Genomic DNA, 15,180 nt, shown 5'->3' on the forward strand with positions numbered 1-15,180 from the left:
TATGAGAGCTGTAACGATAACGATGAATGCTTTTGGGCCATACAGAGATAAGCAGACCGTCGACTTTACGACCCTTGGGAATGAATCGATCTTTTTAATTACAGGACCGACCGGGGCGGGTAAAACGACGATCTTTGATGCGATGTGTTTTGCTTTATACGGCCGGGCGAGTGGAAGCGACCGCGACCAGGATACACTGAGAAGCCACTTTGCTTCCCCTGAGGATCCCACGTATGTCGATTATCTTTTTGAATTGAGGGGCCGGACCTACCGCGTGAAGCGTCTTCCAAAGCAGCAGAAGAAAAAAGAACGCGGCGAGGGGTTTAAAGAGGAACCGGCGAGGGCTGAACTTTACCAGGTCATTGATGAAGAAGAGCGGCTTCTCGCTTCAAAAATCAAAGAAGTGAACGATACGATTGAAGAATTGATGGGGCTGGATTACGAGCAGTTCCGGAAAATGATTATGATTCCCCAGGGGGAATTCCGGAAGCTGATCTCAGAAAACAGCAAAGAAAGAGAAGAAATTCTGCAACGCATATTTAAAACGGAATTTTTCGCAGAACTGACCTCCCACTTCAAAGCGGAAGCAAAGAAACTGGAAGAGGAGATGAAGCAGTTCGAGTGGAGAATCGAGCAGGAGAAGGAAAAGATCCACTGGCACCCGGATCACGAGGAAGAAGAGCAGAGTCAGGAGCTTTCCAAAGTAAGAGAACGGCTTCATCAGCGGATTATGGAACAGGAAATCGGCTGTAACGAGAAGCAGGAGAAGCTTCAGGAGTTAAAAAAGGAGGTGGAATCTTTTCAGGAAAACGTCTACCAAAAACAAAGGGTGACGGAACTTTTCCAGGAAAAGGAGCACCTTCTCGGTGAACAGCAGCAGCTGACCGACCTTCAGCCTGAAATCAACCGGCTTCAACAGGAGAAACAGCGGGCGGTAAAGGCAGCGGAAATCCGCCCCTATGAGAAAGATTATGAAAACCGCAGAGCTGAACTGGAAAAATGGCAGACAAGCCTGCAGCAGAAAGAAGAGCGCAGAACGTCACTCCTTCAGGAATACCAGGAAGCTGAGGAAAAATACCGTGCGGAGGAACAGAATGCCGCGCATCGCGAAACGTTGAAGAATGAGTGGAAAAAGAAGCAGGAGGAAGAAAAACGGCTTCAGGAGTATCTTTTGCTTGGAGAAGAGCTGCAGAAACATAACAAGCAGATCGTCAAGCATCAAGAAGCGGTCGCAACGAATAAGCAGCAGCAGAAAGAAACGGCTCAAACCGTTGACAAGTTGAAGGAGAGCGTTAAAGAAGCCCCTTCTCTCGCCGAAAAAGAATACGCGTTAAAGCAGAAACTGGAAAACGCAGGTCATAAGAAGCAGAGACTCCAGCAGTTGAACAGGGAATGGGAGCAGCTGAAGAAACTCCGTAAAACATATCAGTCGTTCATGGCCCGGTTCGAAGCCGTAAAAAAAGAACAGCAGGTATCCAAGGAAGCGTACGAGTCTGCTCTTGAGGAAATTCGAAGCCACCACGCCTACACGCTTTCCTTAAATCTCGTTGCGGACACCCCCTGCCCGGTCTGCGGGTCAAGCCATCATCCCCAGCCTGCCCAAAAGCCGGCGGCTGTTAAAAGCAGCGATGAAATCCAGCGCCTTAAAGAAGCATTTACCCAAAAGGACCAGCAGCTGACTCAGCTGCAGGAGGAATTTGTCCAGGTGAAATCAGAGGGAGAAACCCAGCGGCAGCTTACGGATCACTTGTTCCAGGAACTGCAGGACGATATGGAGGACAGGTCTGAAGCATCGATTCAAAAAGCGGTGGAAACGGCTTCAGAACACCTCGACCGTATCAAAAAGGATCTCCACACCCTCGGGGAGAAGAGGGCACGGATCCAGCAGGAAAGCCGGCAGCTGGAAGAGCTGGAGGGTAAGATGATCCAGCTTCGCCGGGAAGCCGAGCGCCTTCAGGAAGCCCTTCAGTCTTCACGCCATCAGGCTTCGGATGTGCAAGCCAATATTCATGCGATGGAAAAGGATGGTTCCTTTAAAACAACGGATGCAGAAGCGCTGAAAAGTGAAGCAGTGAAACAGGAAGCTCTCTACCTTGAAGCAGAACAGAACTGGGAGAAAGCTCAGACCCTTTATCAGCAGAAACGCGATGAATGGCAGCAGATTCAGACATCTGTCGAAGAGGGTCAGTCTTATGTAGAGGAGATGAAAGCCGCCGTTGAAGAGCGGAGAAATCTGGTTAATCAAACGCTTGACCAATTTTCCTTCCCTTCTTTGGAAGCGTATCGACAGGCTCTGAAATCGTCTGCTGAACTGGAATCTATAGAAAAGAGAATTCAGGATCATGACAAACGAAAAGGGATCGTGGATGAACGGCTCCGCGTGTTGAATCAAGAACTGGAAGGTAGTGAGAAACCTAATATGGATGCCCTTCATAAGCTTCTGGAAGAAAAAAAGGAGGCAAGGGATGCATCTCAGGAGCAGCTGAACGAAATCCAGGTCATGTTGAAACAGAACAAGGATGTTGAAAAAAATATGGCACAGCTGGTAGAAGACATGGGAGCGCTGGCTGCGGATTACTATGATGTAGCTGAGCTCGCCCAGCTTGCTGCAGGGGATAATCCGATGCGGCTTTCCCTGGAGCGGTATGTCCTGGCCTCTTTCCTTGATGAAATTCTAGTCCAGGCGAATATCCGCCTGGACCAGATGACCGACCACCGCTACCAGTTAATCCGAAGCGGGTCTATTGCCAAAAGAGGGGCTCAGAGCGGTTTGGATCTTGAAGTCATTGATCACCATACAGGACAGCAGCGATCCGTCCGGACGTTATCGGGAGGAGAAGGTTTCAAAACTTCTCTCAGTCTCGCTCTTGGTATGGCCGACGTTGTTCAATCCCATGCGGGTGGAGTCCAGCTTGATACCTTGTTTATTGACGAAGGCTTCGGAACCCTGGATGAAATCTCTCTGGAGCAGGCCATCGGTTGTCTGCGGACGCTTCAGGATGGAAACCGCATGCTCGGGATTATTTCCCACGTGTCACAGTTGAAAGAAGAGATTCCAGCTAAACTTCAAGTTCATTCCGGACCAAGAGGATCGTCTCTTCAGTTTGTTTTTCAATAAAACGGGAAATGGTTTCGTTATTTAGATCATGAGGAAAATATCCAGCGTAAGTATACAGGGGTGGACGTTGTTCAACAGATTTCGTACTCCGGGAAAGATCTGTGTGCATATTTTTTGTCAAAGCATGCGCTTGCCCGGGAAATAGTTTGTCCACTCCGGTTACAGATAGAGAGGAGTCGATGAGGTTGTTTACCATGAAAAATGATTGGGAGCCGCTGCTTGAACAGGAGAAGAAAAAACCCTATTTTCAGCAACTTCAGGAGAAAATCGCAAAGGAATATGAGCAGAAAGAGGTTTTCCCAGACCTTGAACACGTATTCGCAGCAATGAAGGGAACGGCTCTGGCAGACACGAAAGTCGTCATCCTCGGGCAGGACCCTTATCATAATGAAGGTCAGGCTCATGGATTCAGTTTTTCGGTCCTTCCACACGTGACCATTCCACCTTCGCTCCGCAACATCTATAAAGAACTGGAGAATGATCTCCATATACCGAAGCCTGAACACGGGTGTCTGCGTGCCTGGGCTGCAGAAGGTGTTCTGTTATTGAACGATGTCCTGACGGTTAGGGCGCATGAGCCCCACTCCCACAAAGGCATCGGGTGGGAAAAGTTCACGGATGCGGTGATCCAGCAGGTCAATGAGCGGGAAAGACCTGCCGTGTTCCTATTGTGGGGAAAACATGCTCAGAAGAAAGGCAGTTTTATTGATCGGGAGCGCCATCTCGTTCTGGAATCTCCGCATCCCAGTCCCTTTGCCGCCCACCGTGGATTCTTTGGCAGCCGCCCTTTTTCCAAAGCCAACGATTTCCTGAAGGAGCAGGGTGAGGATCCTGTCAATTGGAAACTACCGGCAGCCCCCGAAGAGGCTTGAGCCCAGACCATACGGCAATCCCGGGCATATGGTACAGTATTCTAATGTTTCGGAGGGGTTTTTATGTTTCCTACTGGTCAACCACCATACCCTCCCATGGGGGCGTTCCCGGGCTTTCAGCAAACAGCTGGACCTCAGATGATGCGGTCCATGGCACCTTTGGCAAATGCCGGGTCCCGCGGATTCGGCGGTCTACCGGGTCTGCTTGGTAAAGGGGGGCTGGGTGCCGGCGCTCCTGGGTTTTTCGGGAATGCGGGTTTCGGATCTGTGCCCGGGGCAGGTCTCCTTGGAGGCGGGGGCTTGGGCGGTCAAGCACTGAATGCGGCCGGAGCTGCGGCTAAAACAGGAGGAGCCGGATGGCTTGGGCATATGCAGACAGCCCTGAAGGCCGTCCAGACAGCAGCGCCGATGATGCAGCAGTACGGGCCGATGCTCAAAAATATACCGGCCATGATCAATATGATGAAAATTATGAATGAGCCGGACGAAGACGACACAGAAGAATCATCAGGGAAATCAAATGAATCAAGCTCCTCATCCTACAGCTGGGAGTCCAAAGAGAGCTCAGGACGGGTTGAGGGGAAGCGTAAAGAAACAAGCGATACTCCACATAAGAAAAAGGGTCAAGGAACATCACAGCCTAAATTGTTTATTTAGGCTGTGCGTGTGGCTTGATTTTTTTTTATGAATTAGCAAGAATAGGAACAAAGGTTATTGACTACACAATGCCGGAGGAGGCTTTATATTGACTAACACATTACAAAAAGCAACATTCGCCGGAGGATGCTTCTGGTGCATGGTGGAACCTTTCGATGAACGACCTGGGATCGAATCCATTGTTTCGGGATACACGGGCGGTCATACGGAAAATCCAACGTATATGCAGGTGGTTTCAGAAACGACCGGACACAGGGAAGCTGTCCAAATTGTATATGATCCTGAAATCTTTCCCTACGAAAGACTCGTAGAATTGTTCTGGCAGCAGATTGATCCCACAGATGCCGGAGGACAGTTTGCGGACCGCGGCCATTCCTATACAACGGCGATCTATTATCATAATGAAGAACAAAAGGAAATCGCTGAACAAAGCAGGGAAGAGCTGAAGAAATCAGGAAGGTTCAGCCAGCCCATAGCCACAGAAATTCTTCCCGCTGCTGTCTTTTATGAAGCAGAGGATAAGCATCAGGACTATTATAAGAAAAATGCTTTCCACTACAAGCGTTACAAAAAAGGATCCGGACGTGCCGGTTTCATTAAAGACAACTGGAGTTACAAGAAAGACCCGGAAGAATTGAAGGAACGGTTGAGTGATATTCAATATAAAGTAACACAGGAAAATGCAACGGAGCGTCCTTATCATAATGAGTACTATGATCATGAAGAAGAAGGCATCTATGTGGATATCGTTTCTAAAGAGCCTCTGTTCAGCTCAAAGGATAAATACGATGCCGGCTGTGGATGGCCGAGCTTTACAAAACCAATCGAAAAGCAGCAGGTCAAAGAGGAAATGGATAGATCCCACGGCATGTTCCGTACGGAAGTCCGAAGCGGTGGAGCGGACTCCCACCTCGGTCATGTATTCGACGATGGTCCGAAAGATCAGGGAGGACTCCGGTACTGCATCAACTCGGCAGCACTTGAATTCATTCCAGAAGATCAGATGGAGGAAAAAGGATACGGATATTTGAAACATCTTTTCCGCTGAATATCCCTGTCTAGAGAGTCAGGGTTAGAAGCAGTTTTCATCCAATGCTATAATAGTTGGATGAGGAGGAACGAACCTTGGGCAGAAAACGAATCCTGACAAAAGATGAAATTTTAACCGTAACCGGAAAAGTGCTTAGAAACGGGGGCATTCAGGAGGTTCACTTCAAAAAAATTGCGGCTGAGCTTCAAGTCAGCCGCAGCACAATCTATGAGTATTTTAAGAATAAAGAAGAGCTCATCCTCTCTTATATGAGAGCAATGATGGATGAAATGAATCGGAAAATTAATGAAGTACCTCCCGACCTTCCTCCTAACGAGAAATTGAAACAGCTGCTGCATATCTTTCTGGAACATGCAGATACGTATCACATTGACCAGATGATTCACGAGCTTCAAACGAGTGATAAGCAGGTGGCGCTGTTTTACAAAACCGAAGTCCATAAGGATCTTATGAAAACCCATCAGCTGATGGGCACCTGGATTGAAGAAGCGAGAGCCGCCGGAATATGGACGACGGACGTCTCTTCGGCGCTGATTTCCGACGTCATTTTTCACTCCATTTTGTTTTCCAACAGAGAAAAAATCGGACCGGATGAAATGACCCGGCAGTTGTTCCATATGATGGAACATGGTTTATCCCGTGACAAAGAATAAACCCACCGTTCCAAGGACAGTGGGTTTATTCTTTTGACAATATCTCGAATTGAAGATAAAATAATTTTAGTTATTCTCAGATCAAATGCAAAACGGAGGGATAGTATGAAATTAAAGCACATCTATAAAGAAGGAAAAAATGAGAAGGTTCTTCTTCTGCTGCACGGGACAGGCGGGACGGAAAACGACCTTCTGCCACTTGCGGGTATGATCGATCCTGAAGCCTCCGTATTGTCTGTCCGGGGGAATGTTTCTGAAAACGGGATGCCCCGCTTCTTTAAGCGGCTTAGAGAAGGAGTGTTCGATGAGGAGGATTTAATCGAGCGGACGAAGGAACTCTATGAATTTCTTGACGAAGCAGCAGCTCATTATGGTTTCCGTCGTGAACAGATCGTAGCCGCAGGGTATTCCAATGGAGCGAATATTGCCGGCAGCCTTCTTTTTCATTATGAAAAAAGCCTGCTCGGCGCACTGTTGTTTCACCCGATGGTGCCAAGGCGCGGCGTAGACCTTCCTGATCAGACCGGTGTGCCTGTGTTCATTGGTGCTGGTGAGAACGATCCGATCTGTCCCCCTTCTGAAACCCATGATTTAAAATCGCTGCTTCGTGCTGCTGGAGCCCACGTTACGGATTACTGGGAGCGGATGGGGCATCAGCTTACCGAACAGGAAGTCCGTGCAGCCGGGGAGTTTTATAAGACGCAGTTTTAATGGTGTCTGTATTGAGTCACATCCTTGTTCCGTGTATGATAGAAGGCAGGGAACAAAGGAGGTAGTGCTGTGATTCATAAAGATTGGGAAAATAATAAAACGATAAAACGGATTGAATGCGTTCATAATGACGCGGCTAAATTCGTCGTGAACAATGTCCTGACACCAGGGAAAGTATACGATGTTAAAAATGAAAGTGAAGAATTTTACTTTGTTGTAGACAACTCCGGCAGAATCGGCGGTTTTTACAAAGACTACTTCAAAGAAGTGTAAGGCAAGCTGAAGGGGACCCCTTCAGCTTTTTTTATTGGTTTTAAACAGGCTTCATCCTGGATGGCTGGAGGTTTACGTTCAAGAACAGCAGGGGTATGGGAGAATAAACCTATAGGAAGAAAGGATGCCCTCTTTATGATTATTAATAATGTCCGAATCTATCAGCCTTCCCATCCCTTTGATGATGACCGGACCTATGCGGTCAAAATAAATGGAGACACGTTTGAGACCATTTCCGAACAGCCTTTAAGTGGAGATGAGGTCATAGATGGCAGAGGGAAGGTGCTCGCTCCTTCCTTCAATGACAGCCATATGCACCTTCTGCGCTACAGTCTGTTGAAAAAAGAACTGGATTTAACCGAAGCGAAGAGCTGGAAGGAAATGAAACAGATGGTGGAGGATCATTACGATAAGATTGAGCAGAACGACTGGATTTACGGAAAAGGGTTCAATGATGGCAGTTTTGACGATTTGGACGGACTGCTTACAGCAGAGGATTTGAATGAGATTCACATCGATGCCAATATGTATTTCATGCATCAGGATGGTCACGAATGCGTGATCAGCCAGAAAGCATTGGAGCGCCTGAAAGGGGAGGAGGCGTTTAAACAGGAACCGGATGAATTCAAGGAAAAAGATGAACACGGGGAATGGACGGGACGATTTAAGGATACGGCTGTTCATTACATTAAACATCATTTCTGGGGCCGCTCCGCAGAAGACGCCAAAGAAGCGTTAAAAGCCGGCATCCCTTTCTTAAGCCGGTACGGCATTACATCTGTTCATACGGATGACATCAATTTCATCGGCTCTTATGAACGGTTATGGCAGGCTTATACACAGCTTGAAGAAGAGGGAGAACTTCCGATCGATGTTCATCTGCATCATTATATCTTTAATATCGATGATTTGGTAAATTACTGCCGCCACAACGAACGGCGGACAGGACAGGGAACAGACCGTGTCCGGGTGGGGGCGGTGAAAATCTTCCTGGACGGGACACAGCGTTTGTTTACAGCAGCTATGCGCAATCCTTATCCTGTTCAGCCGGATAAGGACGGCACCCTTATCTACACCCAGGATCAGTTGAATGAGATGGTCCGTTATGCCGGTGAACAAGGAATGCAGGTCGCTATGCATGCCATTGGGGACCGGGCGGTTGAACAGGCCCTGACAGCGCTTGAGCAGCCGGAGGCGGAAACGAAAAAACTGCGCCACCGGATTATTCATGCCCAGACCCTCGCTCCTGATCTCATTGAACGCATGAGGAAAATCAAACCCTACGTAGAAACACAGCCTTCCTTTCTTCTGGATGAATGGGATAAAAAGCAGAACTGGACACCGGAAAGCCTTGTCCCTTACTGTGATGCTTATGAAAGTATGCTGAAAGAACACATTCCCCTCACTATGAGTTCTGATCTTCCTATCGGTGCCCTGGACCCCTTTGTTACGATATTCACGGCGGTCAACCGTACTGATTTGGACGGCAGACCTGAAGGAGGCTGGATGCCGCAGGAAAAAATCAGCCTGGAAGCGGCCTATACCGGATTTACAAAAACGCCTGCGGAACTTGAATACAATGAAGGTCATAAGGGCATCATAAAAGGTGGTTATCAGGCCGACTTTGTTCTTCTGGATCAGCACCCTGAAGAAATCAAGCCGGAGCATCTGCATGAATTAAGTGTTCTGGAAACATGGCACAGAGGACAAAGGGTCTATAAAAGATAAGTACGACTTTTCTTGTAAACGCTCGTTCCATCATCCATAATAAGAGTAAGGTGACGGAAAGGGGAGGATGGTAGTAATGGATAAACTAATTATCGTTCGCCACAGTGAAACGGAAGGACAGCATGAAGACTCACCCTTAACAAAGCTCGGCATACGTCAAGCACAGAAACTGGCGGTCCTGCTGGATCAGTCTGGTGCAGCCATTGACCGCATCATCTCAAGTCCCTATTTGAGAGCGGTTGAGACCATCAGACCCTATGCCCGCTCCAAGGATATCGATATTGAAAGGGATGACCGTCTGGAAGAAAGGGTTCTCAGTCATGAACCGCTGGATGACTGGGAAGAAGTGCTTCATGATACATTTCAGGATCCTGATTTGAAGTTAACCGGAGGTGAATCCTCTGTAGAAGCGAAGGAACGGGTTCTTTCGCTTATCGAGGAGCTGGAAAATCAAGACTGTGGAAACGTCCTCCTCGTTACGCACGGAAACCTTCTCGCTCTGCTGCTGCAGAAATATAATCGTGAAATTGGATTTTATGACTGGAAGCGCCTGTCACGTCCGGATGTCTTCCTTGTACAGAAACAAGGTGGAGAATATATAGTGGAACGTATTTGGGAAGATTGACGGCTCGGCTGTCATCTTTCCTTTCTTTATTTCTCCTGTTGTCAGACCTCGGATTGCGATTTCTTCATAAAATCGTTATGATAGATTGTGGTGTTTATCTTAGCTATTCAGGGTGAATATAGAAATGTAAGCACACTTAATCCCACTAAAAGGAGGAGAAAACGAAATGGCATTTGTTATTACATCCCCTTGTAAAGATGAAAAAGCTGGAGAATGCATGGATGTGTGCCCGGTTGATTGTATCGAGGAAGGAAAAGATATGTTCTATATCGATCCTGCCATCTGCATAGATTGCGGTGCATGTGAAGCCGTGTGCCCGGTAGAGGCTATTTATATCGAGGATGAAGTTCCTGAAGAGGAAACCCCATACATCGAAATCAACCGCAAGTTCTTCGAAGAACAATAAGGCACATAACGAACGACGCCCCCTTATTATGAAAGGGGGCGTTTTTATGTTCTGCAAATGGGAATGAGCACTCCTATGAATAATTACCTCGAATTCAGGGTAGATACATAAAGAATTCGGACATAGGAGGCCATGAGTTATGAAAACATTACAAAATCAAACAGCGGTCATTACAGGAGCAAGCAGTGGAATTGGCAGAGCGATTGCCCACTCCCTGGCTGAACAGGGATCTCATGTCGTATTGGCCGCCCGCAGAGCGGAACGCCTGCAGGAACTTGCGGATGAAATCACCAGTCAGTACCAAGTTGAAGCGAAAGTCGTCGAAACAGACGTAACCAAGCGCGAAGATGTCGAAAATCTCGTGAAGGAAACGAAGGATGCTTTCGGACGTGTGGATATGTTCATCAATAACGCCGGTGTCATGCTGCTTTCCTTCCTTAAAAATGATCACGTAGATGAATGGGAACAGATGGTGGATGTGAATATTAAAGGTGTCCTGTATGGAATCCATGCCGGTCTGCCGGTAATGCTGGAACAGGATTCCGGTCATATCATCAATGTGTCTTCCGTAGCTGGTCATGAAGTGTTTCCATCAAGCACCGTGTATAGTGCGACGAAATATGCCGTAAAAGCATTGTCCATGGGAATGGAAAAAGAACTGGCGAAGACCGGTGTACGTGTGACCAACATTTCTCCGGGAGCCGTTGAAACAGAGCTGACCGATCACATCACTGACGGAGAGGTCCTTGATATGTTCAAAGACCGCAGTATGCAGCCCCTTGAAGCGGCGGATATTGCAAATGCTGTTTCCTACGCAGTGACGCAGCCGAAAACCGTGAACGTGAATGAGATTATTGTCCGACCGCTGCATCAGGCATAAAAAAAAAGATGACCGCTCTAGGCGGTCATCTTTTAATGGACAACTTTAAATTTACTGTACCCCTGGATTTCGTCATTCGTCGTTACATCCAGGGCTTCAACATGGCTGAAAGGTGTAGGACCTTGATTGATCTGTTCAATAAATTGTTTTAACTGGGTCGTATCAGCTTCCGCTTCGATCAGGACGGTTCCATCCGGCTGATTCTTGACCCAGCCGGTCACGCCGATTTGTTCAGCCATCTGCTTCGCAGCAGCGCGGAAGCCCACGCCCTGAACGCGGCCATGTACAAGTAGTCTGTTATTTTCCATTGGGTAAGCACCTCCAGTTCCTCTCTAAACAATTCCCTGCACCCCCCTGCAGGCAAACCTCAACGAGGAGGAAGAACAAACCTCAACGAGGAGGAAGAAGGATGAAAGAAATAAAGATCACTGATATACGCCCGTTTAAAATCGGACAAAAAGAAGATGGTTCCGGCCGCACCGGCTGTACCGTTCTCCTGCATGAAGAAGGTGCTGTTGGAGGAGTGAGTGTCAGGGGCGGAGCACCAGGGACGAGGGAGACGGACCTTCTGAAGCCGGAGAACCTTGTCCATCACATTCACGGTGTTTTCCTGTCCGGAGGCAGTGCTTTCGGCCTTGATGTCGGATCCGGCGTTATGAAATTTCTCGAGGAAAATGGTATCGGCTTTGATGCCCAGGTCGCCAGAGTACCTATCGTTCCCGGAGCGATTCTGTTCGATTTGAGTGAAGACCCGGCTGTCGGGCGTCCTGATGCTGCTCTTGGCTATGAGGCTGCCCGTTCTGCTTATGGGAAACCGGCTTTTCGCACGGGGAATTACGGAGCTGGTGCCGGGGCTTCCGTAGGTAAAGCGCTTGGGAAAGCCCACAGCATGAAAGGCGGAATAGGCAGCTGGGCCTGCCGCATAGGAGAAATTGAAATAGGAGCTGTGATAGCCGTCAACAGTTTTGGCGACGTCATTGACCCGGCGACAGGTCAGGTAGTTGCGGGGCTTTATGAGGGTGATGAGTTTCTACATACAGAAAAACAGCTGTTCAATCAAATGGAGGCTGCGGATACGAATCGTTTCCAGGGGAATACAACGATTGGCACCGTCATTACAAATGCAGCGGTGACGAAGGCGGAGGCTAATAAAATTGCAGACGCTGCCCATGACGGCCTTGCCAGGACCATCCGGCCCTCTCATACATTCGTGGACGGGGACACCATTTTCTGTATGTCGGATAACCAAATCCCGTGTGATACAAACGCTTTGGCTGCCGCCGCTGCCTTGTGCGTTGAAAAAGCGGTGCTCCATGCCGTCCTCGCCAGTGAGTCCACAAAAGAATATCCATCAGCAAAAGATTTTCACATGAAAGGATGACAACCGTGTACGTATTTGTTTATGGCTCATTATGTTCAGGCCAGCAGAACCATTCCCTTATGGACAAAGCTGATCTCGTGTCGAGACAGGCGTTTATTAAAGGGGCACTTTATGCCGGTTCCTCGTATGACCCGCTTCTGCGGGAGGACGAGCATGCATGGACATATGGTGAACTATACAGCATCGACCCTGAATTTCTCCCTGTTCCGGGTGATTTTGAAGATGTCCTTCCGGATCACGGAGGCGGGGGATTTTATAGAAAAGAAGCAGAGGTCTTTACAGATAAAGGGTCCGTCAAGGCGGAAGCCTGCTATTGGAATGGTTCAGAAACGGGGAAGTCTATTCCTCATAATGACTGGAAGGTGCATCAGTACCTTCAGCAGGATTCCTATCTTTACTTTGCGTATGGATCCTGTATGGATGATGCCCGGTTTATTTCCCAGCAAGTTCACCACCTTTTTGAAGATGTAAAAGGAAAAGGGAGTCTTCACGGCTTCCGGCTCGCCTTTTCCTACCATTTGGAGGATGGTTCCAGAGCGGATATTCAAGAATCAGAAAATGATAAAGTGGAAGGCGTGCTGTACAACATCAATAAAGAGGCCCTTCATTATCTTTTTTTACGGGAGGGAGTAGAGGCGGCCGCCTACAGACCTGCGATCGTACCTGTAGAAACGGATGATGGAGCGGTCCATCAGGCTGTCACCTTTACCGTCCTTTCCAAAAAAGAAGATGCCCCCCCTCCCTTTCATTATGCAGAGGAGCTGTACCGCGGAGGGGAGCGGTATTTATCACCGGAGTATATCGACGCGTTGAAACAGCGGTTTCTCCATGACTTAAAGGTACAGCACTTCCAGGAATTTATTGAGAAAAGGAGCCGTCCTTATGACTGAACCAGTATGGAAAACCTATACGACGCGTAATTTTTCTACACTGTCCTACATGGCCTGTCAGCGTTCAGACCAGTACGATGAAGCTGTGATTATCATTCACGGCATTACAGCAGAATTGTCGGAGCAGAAAAAATTCGCATCCGTCTGCCGGCGGCCTGCGAATGTATTTCTCCCGGTTCTGCGCGGCTACGACCAGATGAACAGCCGCGGCGATGTGGATTACGTAGGACAATATGATCACGATTTGTTTGATTTCATCCATTATATAAAAAAACAGGGATATCAGCGGATTACATTGATGGGCCATTCCATGGGGTGTGCCAACCTTCTCCGTCTCATCAAACAAAACCCGGATATTGGTGATGCCTACGTTTTTACCGCTCCCTTTTTTCACCCGGCCCTGCCTGTTTATAAGAACGAGGCGTCCGATCCATCCGGCGGCGGAAATGATGTGGAATATACGGTCTATACCAAGAAGGTCATGATATTGATGACGTTGTACAAGATGAACATCCACCGCTTCGAGAAGGCGGCAGCCGCTGAAATTCCTGATGAATTCGACAGTTCGGGACGGCTTCATCTTTCCTTCCGGTTATTGATTTCCCGTTTTCCAGAAAAAGTAACAGCCGCTCTGCTTAAGGATGTTCAGGCACCGGTAACCATTGCTGTCGGTGACCGGGACGAAGTCATTGAACCCCAGGATTTAAAGAATTGGTGCCGTGACACATGGGGGCGCCCTGTGGATATTATTAAAGGGGCGGATCATAACGATATTCTTTATGATCCCGCTTTTCACGAAATCATAGATGAAATGGACAAGCCGGCCAATGAAAAAACTATTCAGTGAAGTGATCCAGTTCCAGGGGCGCGCTGATGATTTTGGGTATGAGCAGGGGAAAAGATTGAAACAAACTCCGCTGTATGAAAGTCACCGGCAGCGCAGACCGAGGTCCATCCGGCATTATCAAACGGACACGGAGCACGTCAAAGCCATGTTTTTGAACTGGGCACCTCTCTTATGGGAAGAACTGAGGGGGCTTTCCGAAGGTCTGGAATGGCCGCTTGATGAAACGGTGCATGAGTACAGCGGCTGGCAGCAGGAATGGGATCGATCGGGGTGCTCCATCCTGCTTGGAGACGATTATATGATCCGTAATTATGACTACCATCCACGGACATATGAAGGGCGGTTCCTGCTCTACCAGCCGGAGCGCGGGACGGCTTCAATCGGGCCCGGGCAGCGGATCATCGGGCGCACAGACGGAATGAACGAGCATGGCTTGTGTGCAGGCTATAATTTTGTCAACCGCCTTCATCCGGAGGATGGTTTTATCTGCTGTACGTTAACGAGGATTCTTTTGGAAAGCTGCCGGGATACAGAAGAAGCAGAGAAGCTGTTAAAAGAACTCCCTCACCGCCATTCATTCAATTACGTCCTTTTTGATAAGGCTGGAAATTCTTCTATTCTCGAGGGATCTCCAAGAGGCGTGGTCAAAAAAGAAGGACTTGCGTGTACCAACCATTTTTCCCATATGCCATCAGAAAACCGCAGACATTTGTCCGATTCAGAAGAACGGCTTTCACGGATGGTGGACAGGCAGCAGGAAAAGATGGACGAACAAAGCGCCTTTTCTTACTTAAACAAGCGTTCGGGCCCGATTTTTTCCGATCAGTATCAACGGTCCTCAGGAACGATTCATACAGCTGGTTATTCTCCCCGGACCCTCTCTCTCCGCTTCGGCCTTGGAGGGGACGCCCAGACGGTTTCATTTCATTTGAAAAGCTGGATGAATGGGGAGCGCTCCCCGGTGAAAAAGATGTTTGGCTGGATTGATACGGAAATGGATATCCCATATATCGACGGTTTATCCTGAAATCCATATTGAGAAGAAGGGGACGGCGGCGTACAATAAGGATAGATGTAAACCGTAAAGG

Annotated in this window: 16 protein-coding genes; 15 read left to right on the forward strand and 1 reads right to left on the reverse strand. The window is 48.3% G+C overall.

All coding sequences use genetic code 11. The features are described from left to right. Position 1: 1 nt before the first annotated feature. The 11 genes from GLV97_RS09565 to GLV97_RS09615 all read left to right on the forward strand — a co-directional run bounded on the left by GLV97_RS09565 (position 2) and on the right by GLV97_RS09615 (position 10,974). Entirely contained in the window at positions 2-3,118 is a 3,117-nt protein-coding gene (locus GLV97_RS09565; RefSeq protein ID WP_160889568.1) for an AAA family ATPase, read from the forward strand. Between the two features lie 194 nt (positions 3,119-3,312). Next, complete coding sequence (ung, locus tag GLV97_RS09570; protein ID WP_237417216.1) at positions 3,313-3,990, forward strand: uracil-DNA glycosylase; 678 nt, start codon at positions 3,313-3,315, stop codon at positions 3,988-3,990. Between the two features lie 150 nt (positions 3,991-4,140). Continuing rightward, on the forward strand, positions 4,141-4,647 hold the full coding sequence (locus GLV97_RS09575) for a YqfQ family protein (protein WP_237416807.1): 507 nt from the start codon (positions 4,141-4,143) through the stop codon (positions 4,645-4,647). Positions 4,648-4,735: 88 nt separating this feature from the next. After that, positions 4,736-5,695: a peptide-methionine (R)-S-oxide reductase MsrB gene (gene msrB / locus GLV97_RS09580; protein ID WP_160835750.1), complete on the forward strand. Its 960-nt coding sequence runs from the start codon at positions 4,736-4,738 to the stop codon at positions 5,693-5,695. A 77-nt stretch (positions 5,696-5,772) separates the two neighbouring features. Then, complete coding sequence (locus GLV97_RS09585) at positions 5,773-6,351, forward strand: TetR/AcrR family transcriptional regulator (RefSeq protein WP_160840330.1); 579 nt, start codon at positions 5,773-5,775, stop codon at positions 6,349-6,351. Positions 6,352-6,456: 105 nt separating this feature from the next. Beyond that, on the forward strand, positions 6,457-7,062 hold the full coding sequence (locus tag GLV97_RS09590) for an alpha/beta hydrolase (protein WP_160835748.1): 606 nt from the start codon (positions 6,457-6,459) through the stop codon (positions 7,060-7,062). Between the two features lie 69 nt (positions 7,063-7,131). Next, entirely contained in the window at positions 7,132-7,335 is a 204-nt protein-coding gene (locus GLV97_RS09595) for a DUF6501 family protein (protein ID WP_027954352.1), read from the forward strand. Between the two features lie 135 nt (positions 7,336-7,470). Beyond that, positions 7,471-9,063: an amidohydrolase gene (locus GLV97_RS09600; RefSeq protein ID WP_160840329.1), complete on the forward strand. Its 1,593-nt coding sequence runs from the start codon at positions 7,471-7,473 to the stop codon at positions 9,061-9,063. Positions 9,064-9,139: 76 nt separating this feature from the next. Continuing rightward, entirely contained in the window at positions 9,140-9,688 is a 549-nt protein-coding gene (locus GLV97_RS09605; protein WP_160835745.1) for a histidine phosphatase family protein, read from the forward strand. Positions 9,689-9,854: 166 nt separating this feature from the next. After that, a complete protein-coding gene (locus tag GLV97_RS09610) occupies positions 9,855-10,094 on the forward strand; it encodes an indolepyruvate ferredoxin oxidoreductase subunit alpha (RefSeq protein WP_008640010.1) in 240 nt (79 codons plus the stop codon). Positions 10,095-10,233: 139 nt separating this feature from the next. After that, positions 10,234-10,974 (forward strand): SDR family oxidoreductase, encoded by a 741-nt coding sequence (locus GLV97_RS09615; RefSeq protein WP_160889569.1) that lies wholly within the window; start codon positions 10,234-10,236, stop codon positions 10,972-10,974. Positions 10,975-11,006: 32 nt separating this feature from the next. On the opposite strand, the gene GLV97_RS09620 is transcribed toward GLV97_RS09615, so the two are convergent. Then, complete coding sequence (locus tag GLV97_RS09620; protein WP_160889570.1) at positions 11,007-11,282, reverse strand: acylphosphatase; 276 nt, start codon at positions 11,280-11,282, stop codon at positions 11,007-11,009. Between the two features lie 101 nt (positions 11,283-11,383). Here GLV97_RS09620 and GLV97_RS09625 point away from each other — a divergent pair, with 101 nt between their 5' ends. From GLV97_RS09625 to GLV97_RS09640, 4 genes are read left to right on the forward strand one after another with little or no spacing between them, the layout of a single operon-like run. After that, entirely contained in the window at positions 11,384-12,355 is a 972-nt protein-coding gene (locus tag GLV97_RS09625; RefSeq protein ID WP_160840327.1) for a P1 family peptidase, read from the forward strand. A gap of 5 nt (positions 12,356-12,360) precedes the next feature. After that, complete coding sequence (locus tag GLV97_RS09630) at positions 12,361-13,245, forward strand: gamma-glutamylcyclotransferase (RefSeq protein ID WP_160840326.1); 885 nt, start codon at positions 12,361-12,363, stop codon at positions 13,243-13,245. Next, positions 13,238-14,092 (forward strand): alpha/beta hydrolase, encoded by an 855-nt coding sequence (locus tag GLV97_RS09635; RefSeq protein ID WP_160889571.1) that lies wholly within the window; start codon positions 13,238-13,240, stop codon positions 14,090-14,092. Before GLV97_RS09630 ends, GLV97_RS09635 begins: the two co-directional genes overlap by 8 nt. Beyond that, on the forward strand, positions 14,073-15,119 hold the full coding sequence (locus GLV97_RS09640) for a C45 family autoproteolytic acyltransferase/hydolase (RefSeq protein WP_160840324.1): 1,047 nt from the start codon (positions 14,073-14,075) through the stop codon (positions 15,117-15,119). Before GLV97_RS09635 ends, GLV97_RS09640 begins: the two co-directional genes overlap by 20 nt. Positions 15,120-15,180: the final 61 nt, after the last annotated feature.

The sequence above is a fragment of the Halobacillus litoralis genome (genome assembly GCF_009856355.1).
Lineage (GTDB): Bacteria > Bacillota > Bacilli > Bacillales > Halobacillaceae > Halobacillus > Halobacillus litoralis_B.

Bases quoted from the DNA above. Each gene is read 5' to 3' on its own strand.
- GLV97_RS09565 (WP_160889568.1), top strand. From the start codon at position 2: ATGAGAGCTGTAACGATAACGATGAATGCTTTTGGGCCATACAGAGAT.
- ung (WP_237417216.1), top strand. From the start codon at position 3,313: ATGAAAAATGATTGGGAGCCGCTGCTTGAACAGGAGAAGAAAAAACCC.
- GLV97_RS09575 (WP_237416807.1), top strand. From the start codon at position 4,141: ATGGCACCTTTGGCAAATGCCGGGTCCCGCGGATTCGGCGGTCTACCG.
- GLV97_RS09590 (WP_160835748.1), top strand. From the start codon at position 6,457: ATGAAATTAAAGCACATCTATAAAGAAGGAAAAAATGAGAAGGTTCTT.
- GLV97_RS09600 (WP_160840329.1), top strand. From the start codon at position 7,471: ATGATTATTAATAATGTCCGAATCTATCAGCCTTCCCATCCCTTTGAT.
- GLV97_RS09605 (WP_160835745.1), top strand. From the start codon at position 9,140: ATGGATAAACTAATTATCGTTCGCCACAGTGAAACGGAAGGACAGCAT.
- GLV97_RS09610 (WP_008640010.1), top strand. From the start codon at position 9,855: ATGGCATTTGTTATTACATCCCCTTGTAAAGATGAAAAAGCTGGAGAA.
- GLV97_RS09615 (WP_160889569.1), top strand. From the start codon at position 10,234: ATGAAAACATTACAAAATCAAACAGCGGTCATTACAGGAGCAAGCAGT.
- GLV97_RS09620 (WP_160889570.1), bottom strand. From the start codon at position 11,282: ATGGAAAATAACAGACTACTTGTACATGGCCGCGTTCAGGGCGTGGGC.
- GLV97_RS09625 (WP_160840327.1), top strand. From the start codon at position 11,384: ATGAAAGAAATAAAGATCACTGATATACGCCCGTTTAAAATCGGACAA.
- GLV97_RS09635 (WP_160889571.1), top strand. From the start codon at position 13,238: ATGACTGAACCAGTATGGAAAACCTATACGACGCGTAATTTTTCTACA.
- GLV97_RS09640 (WP_160840324.1), top strand. From the start codon at position 14,073: ATGAAAAAACTATTCAGTGAAGTGATCCAGTTCCAGGGGCGCGCTGAT.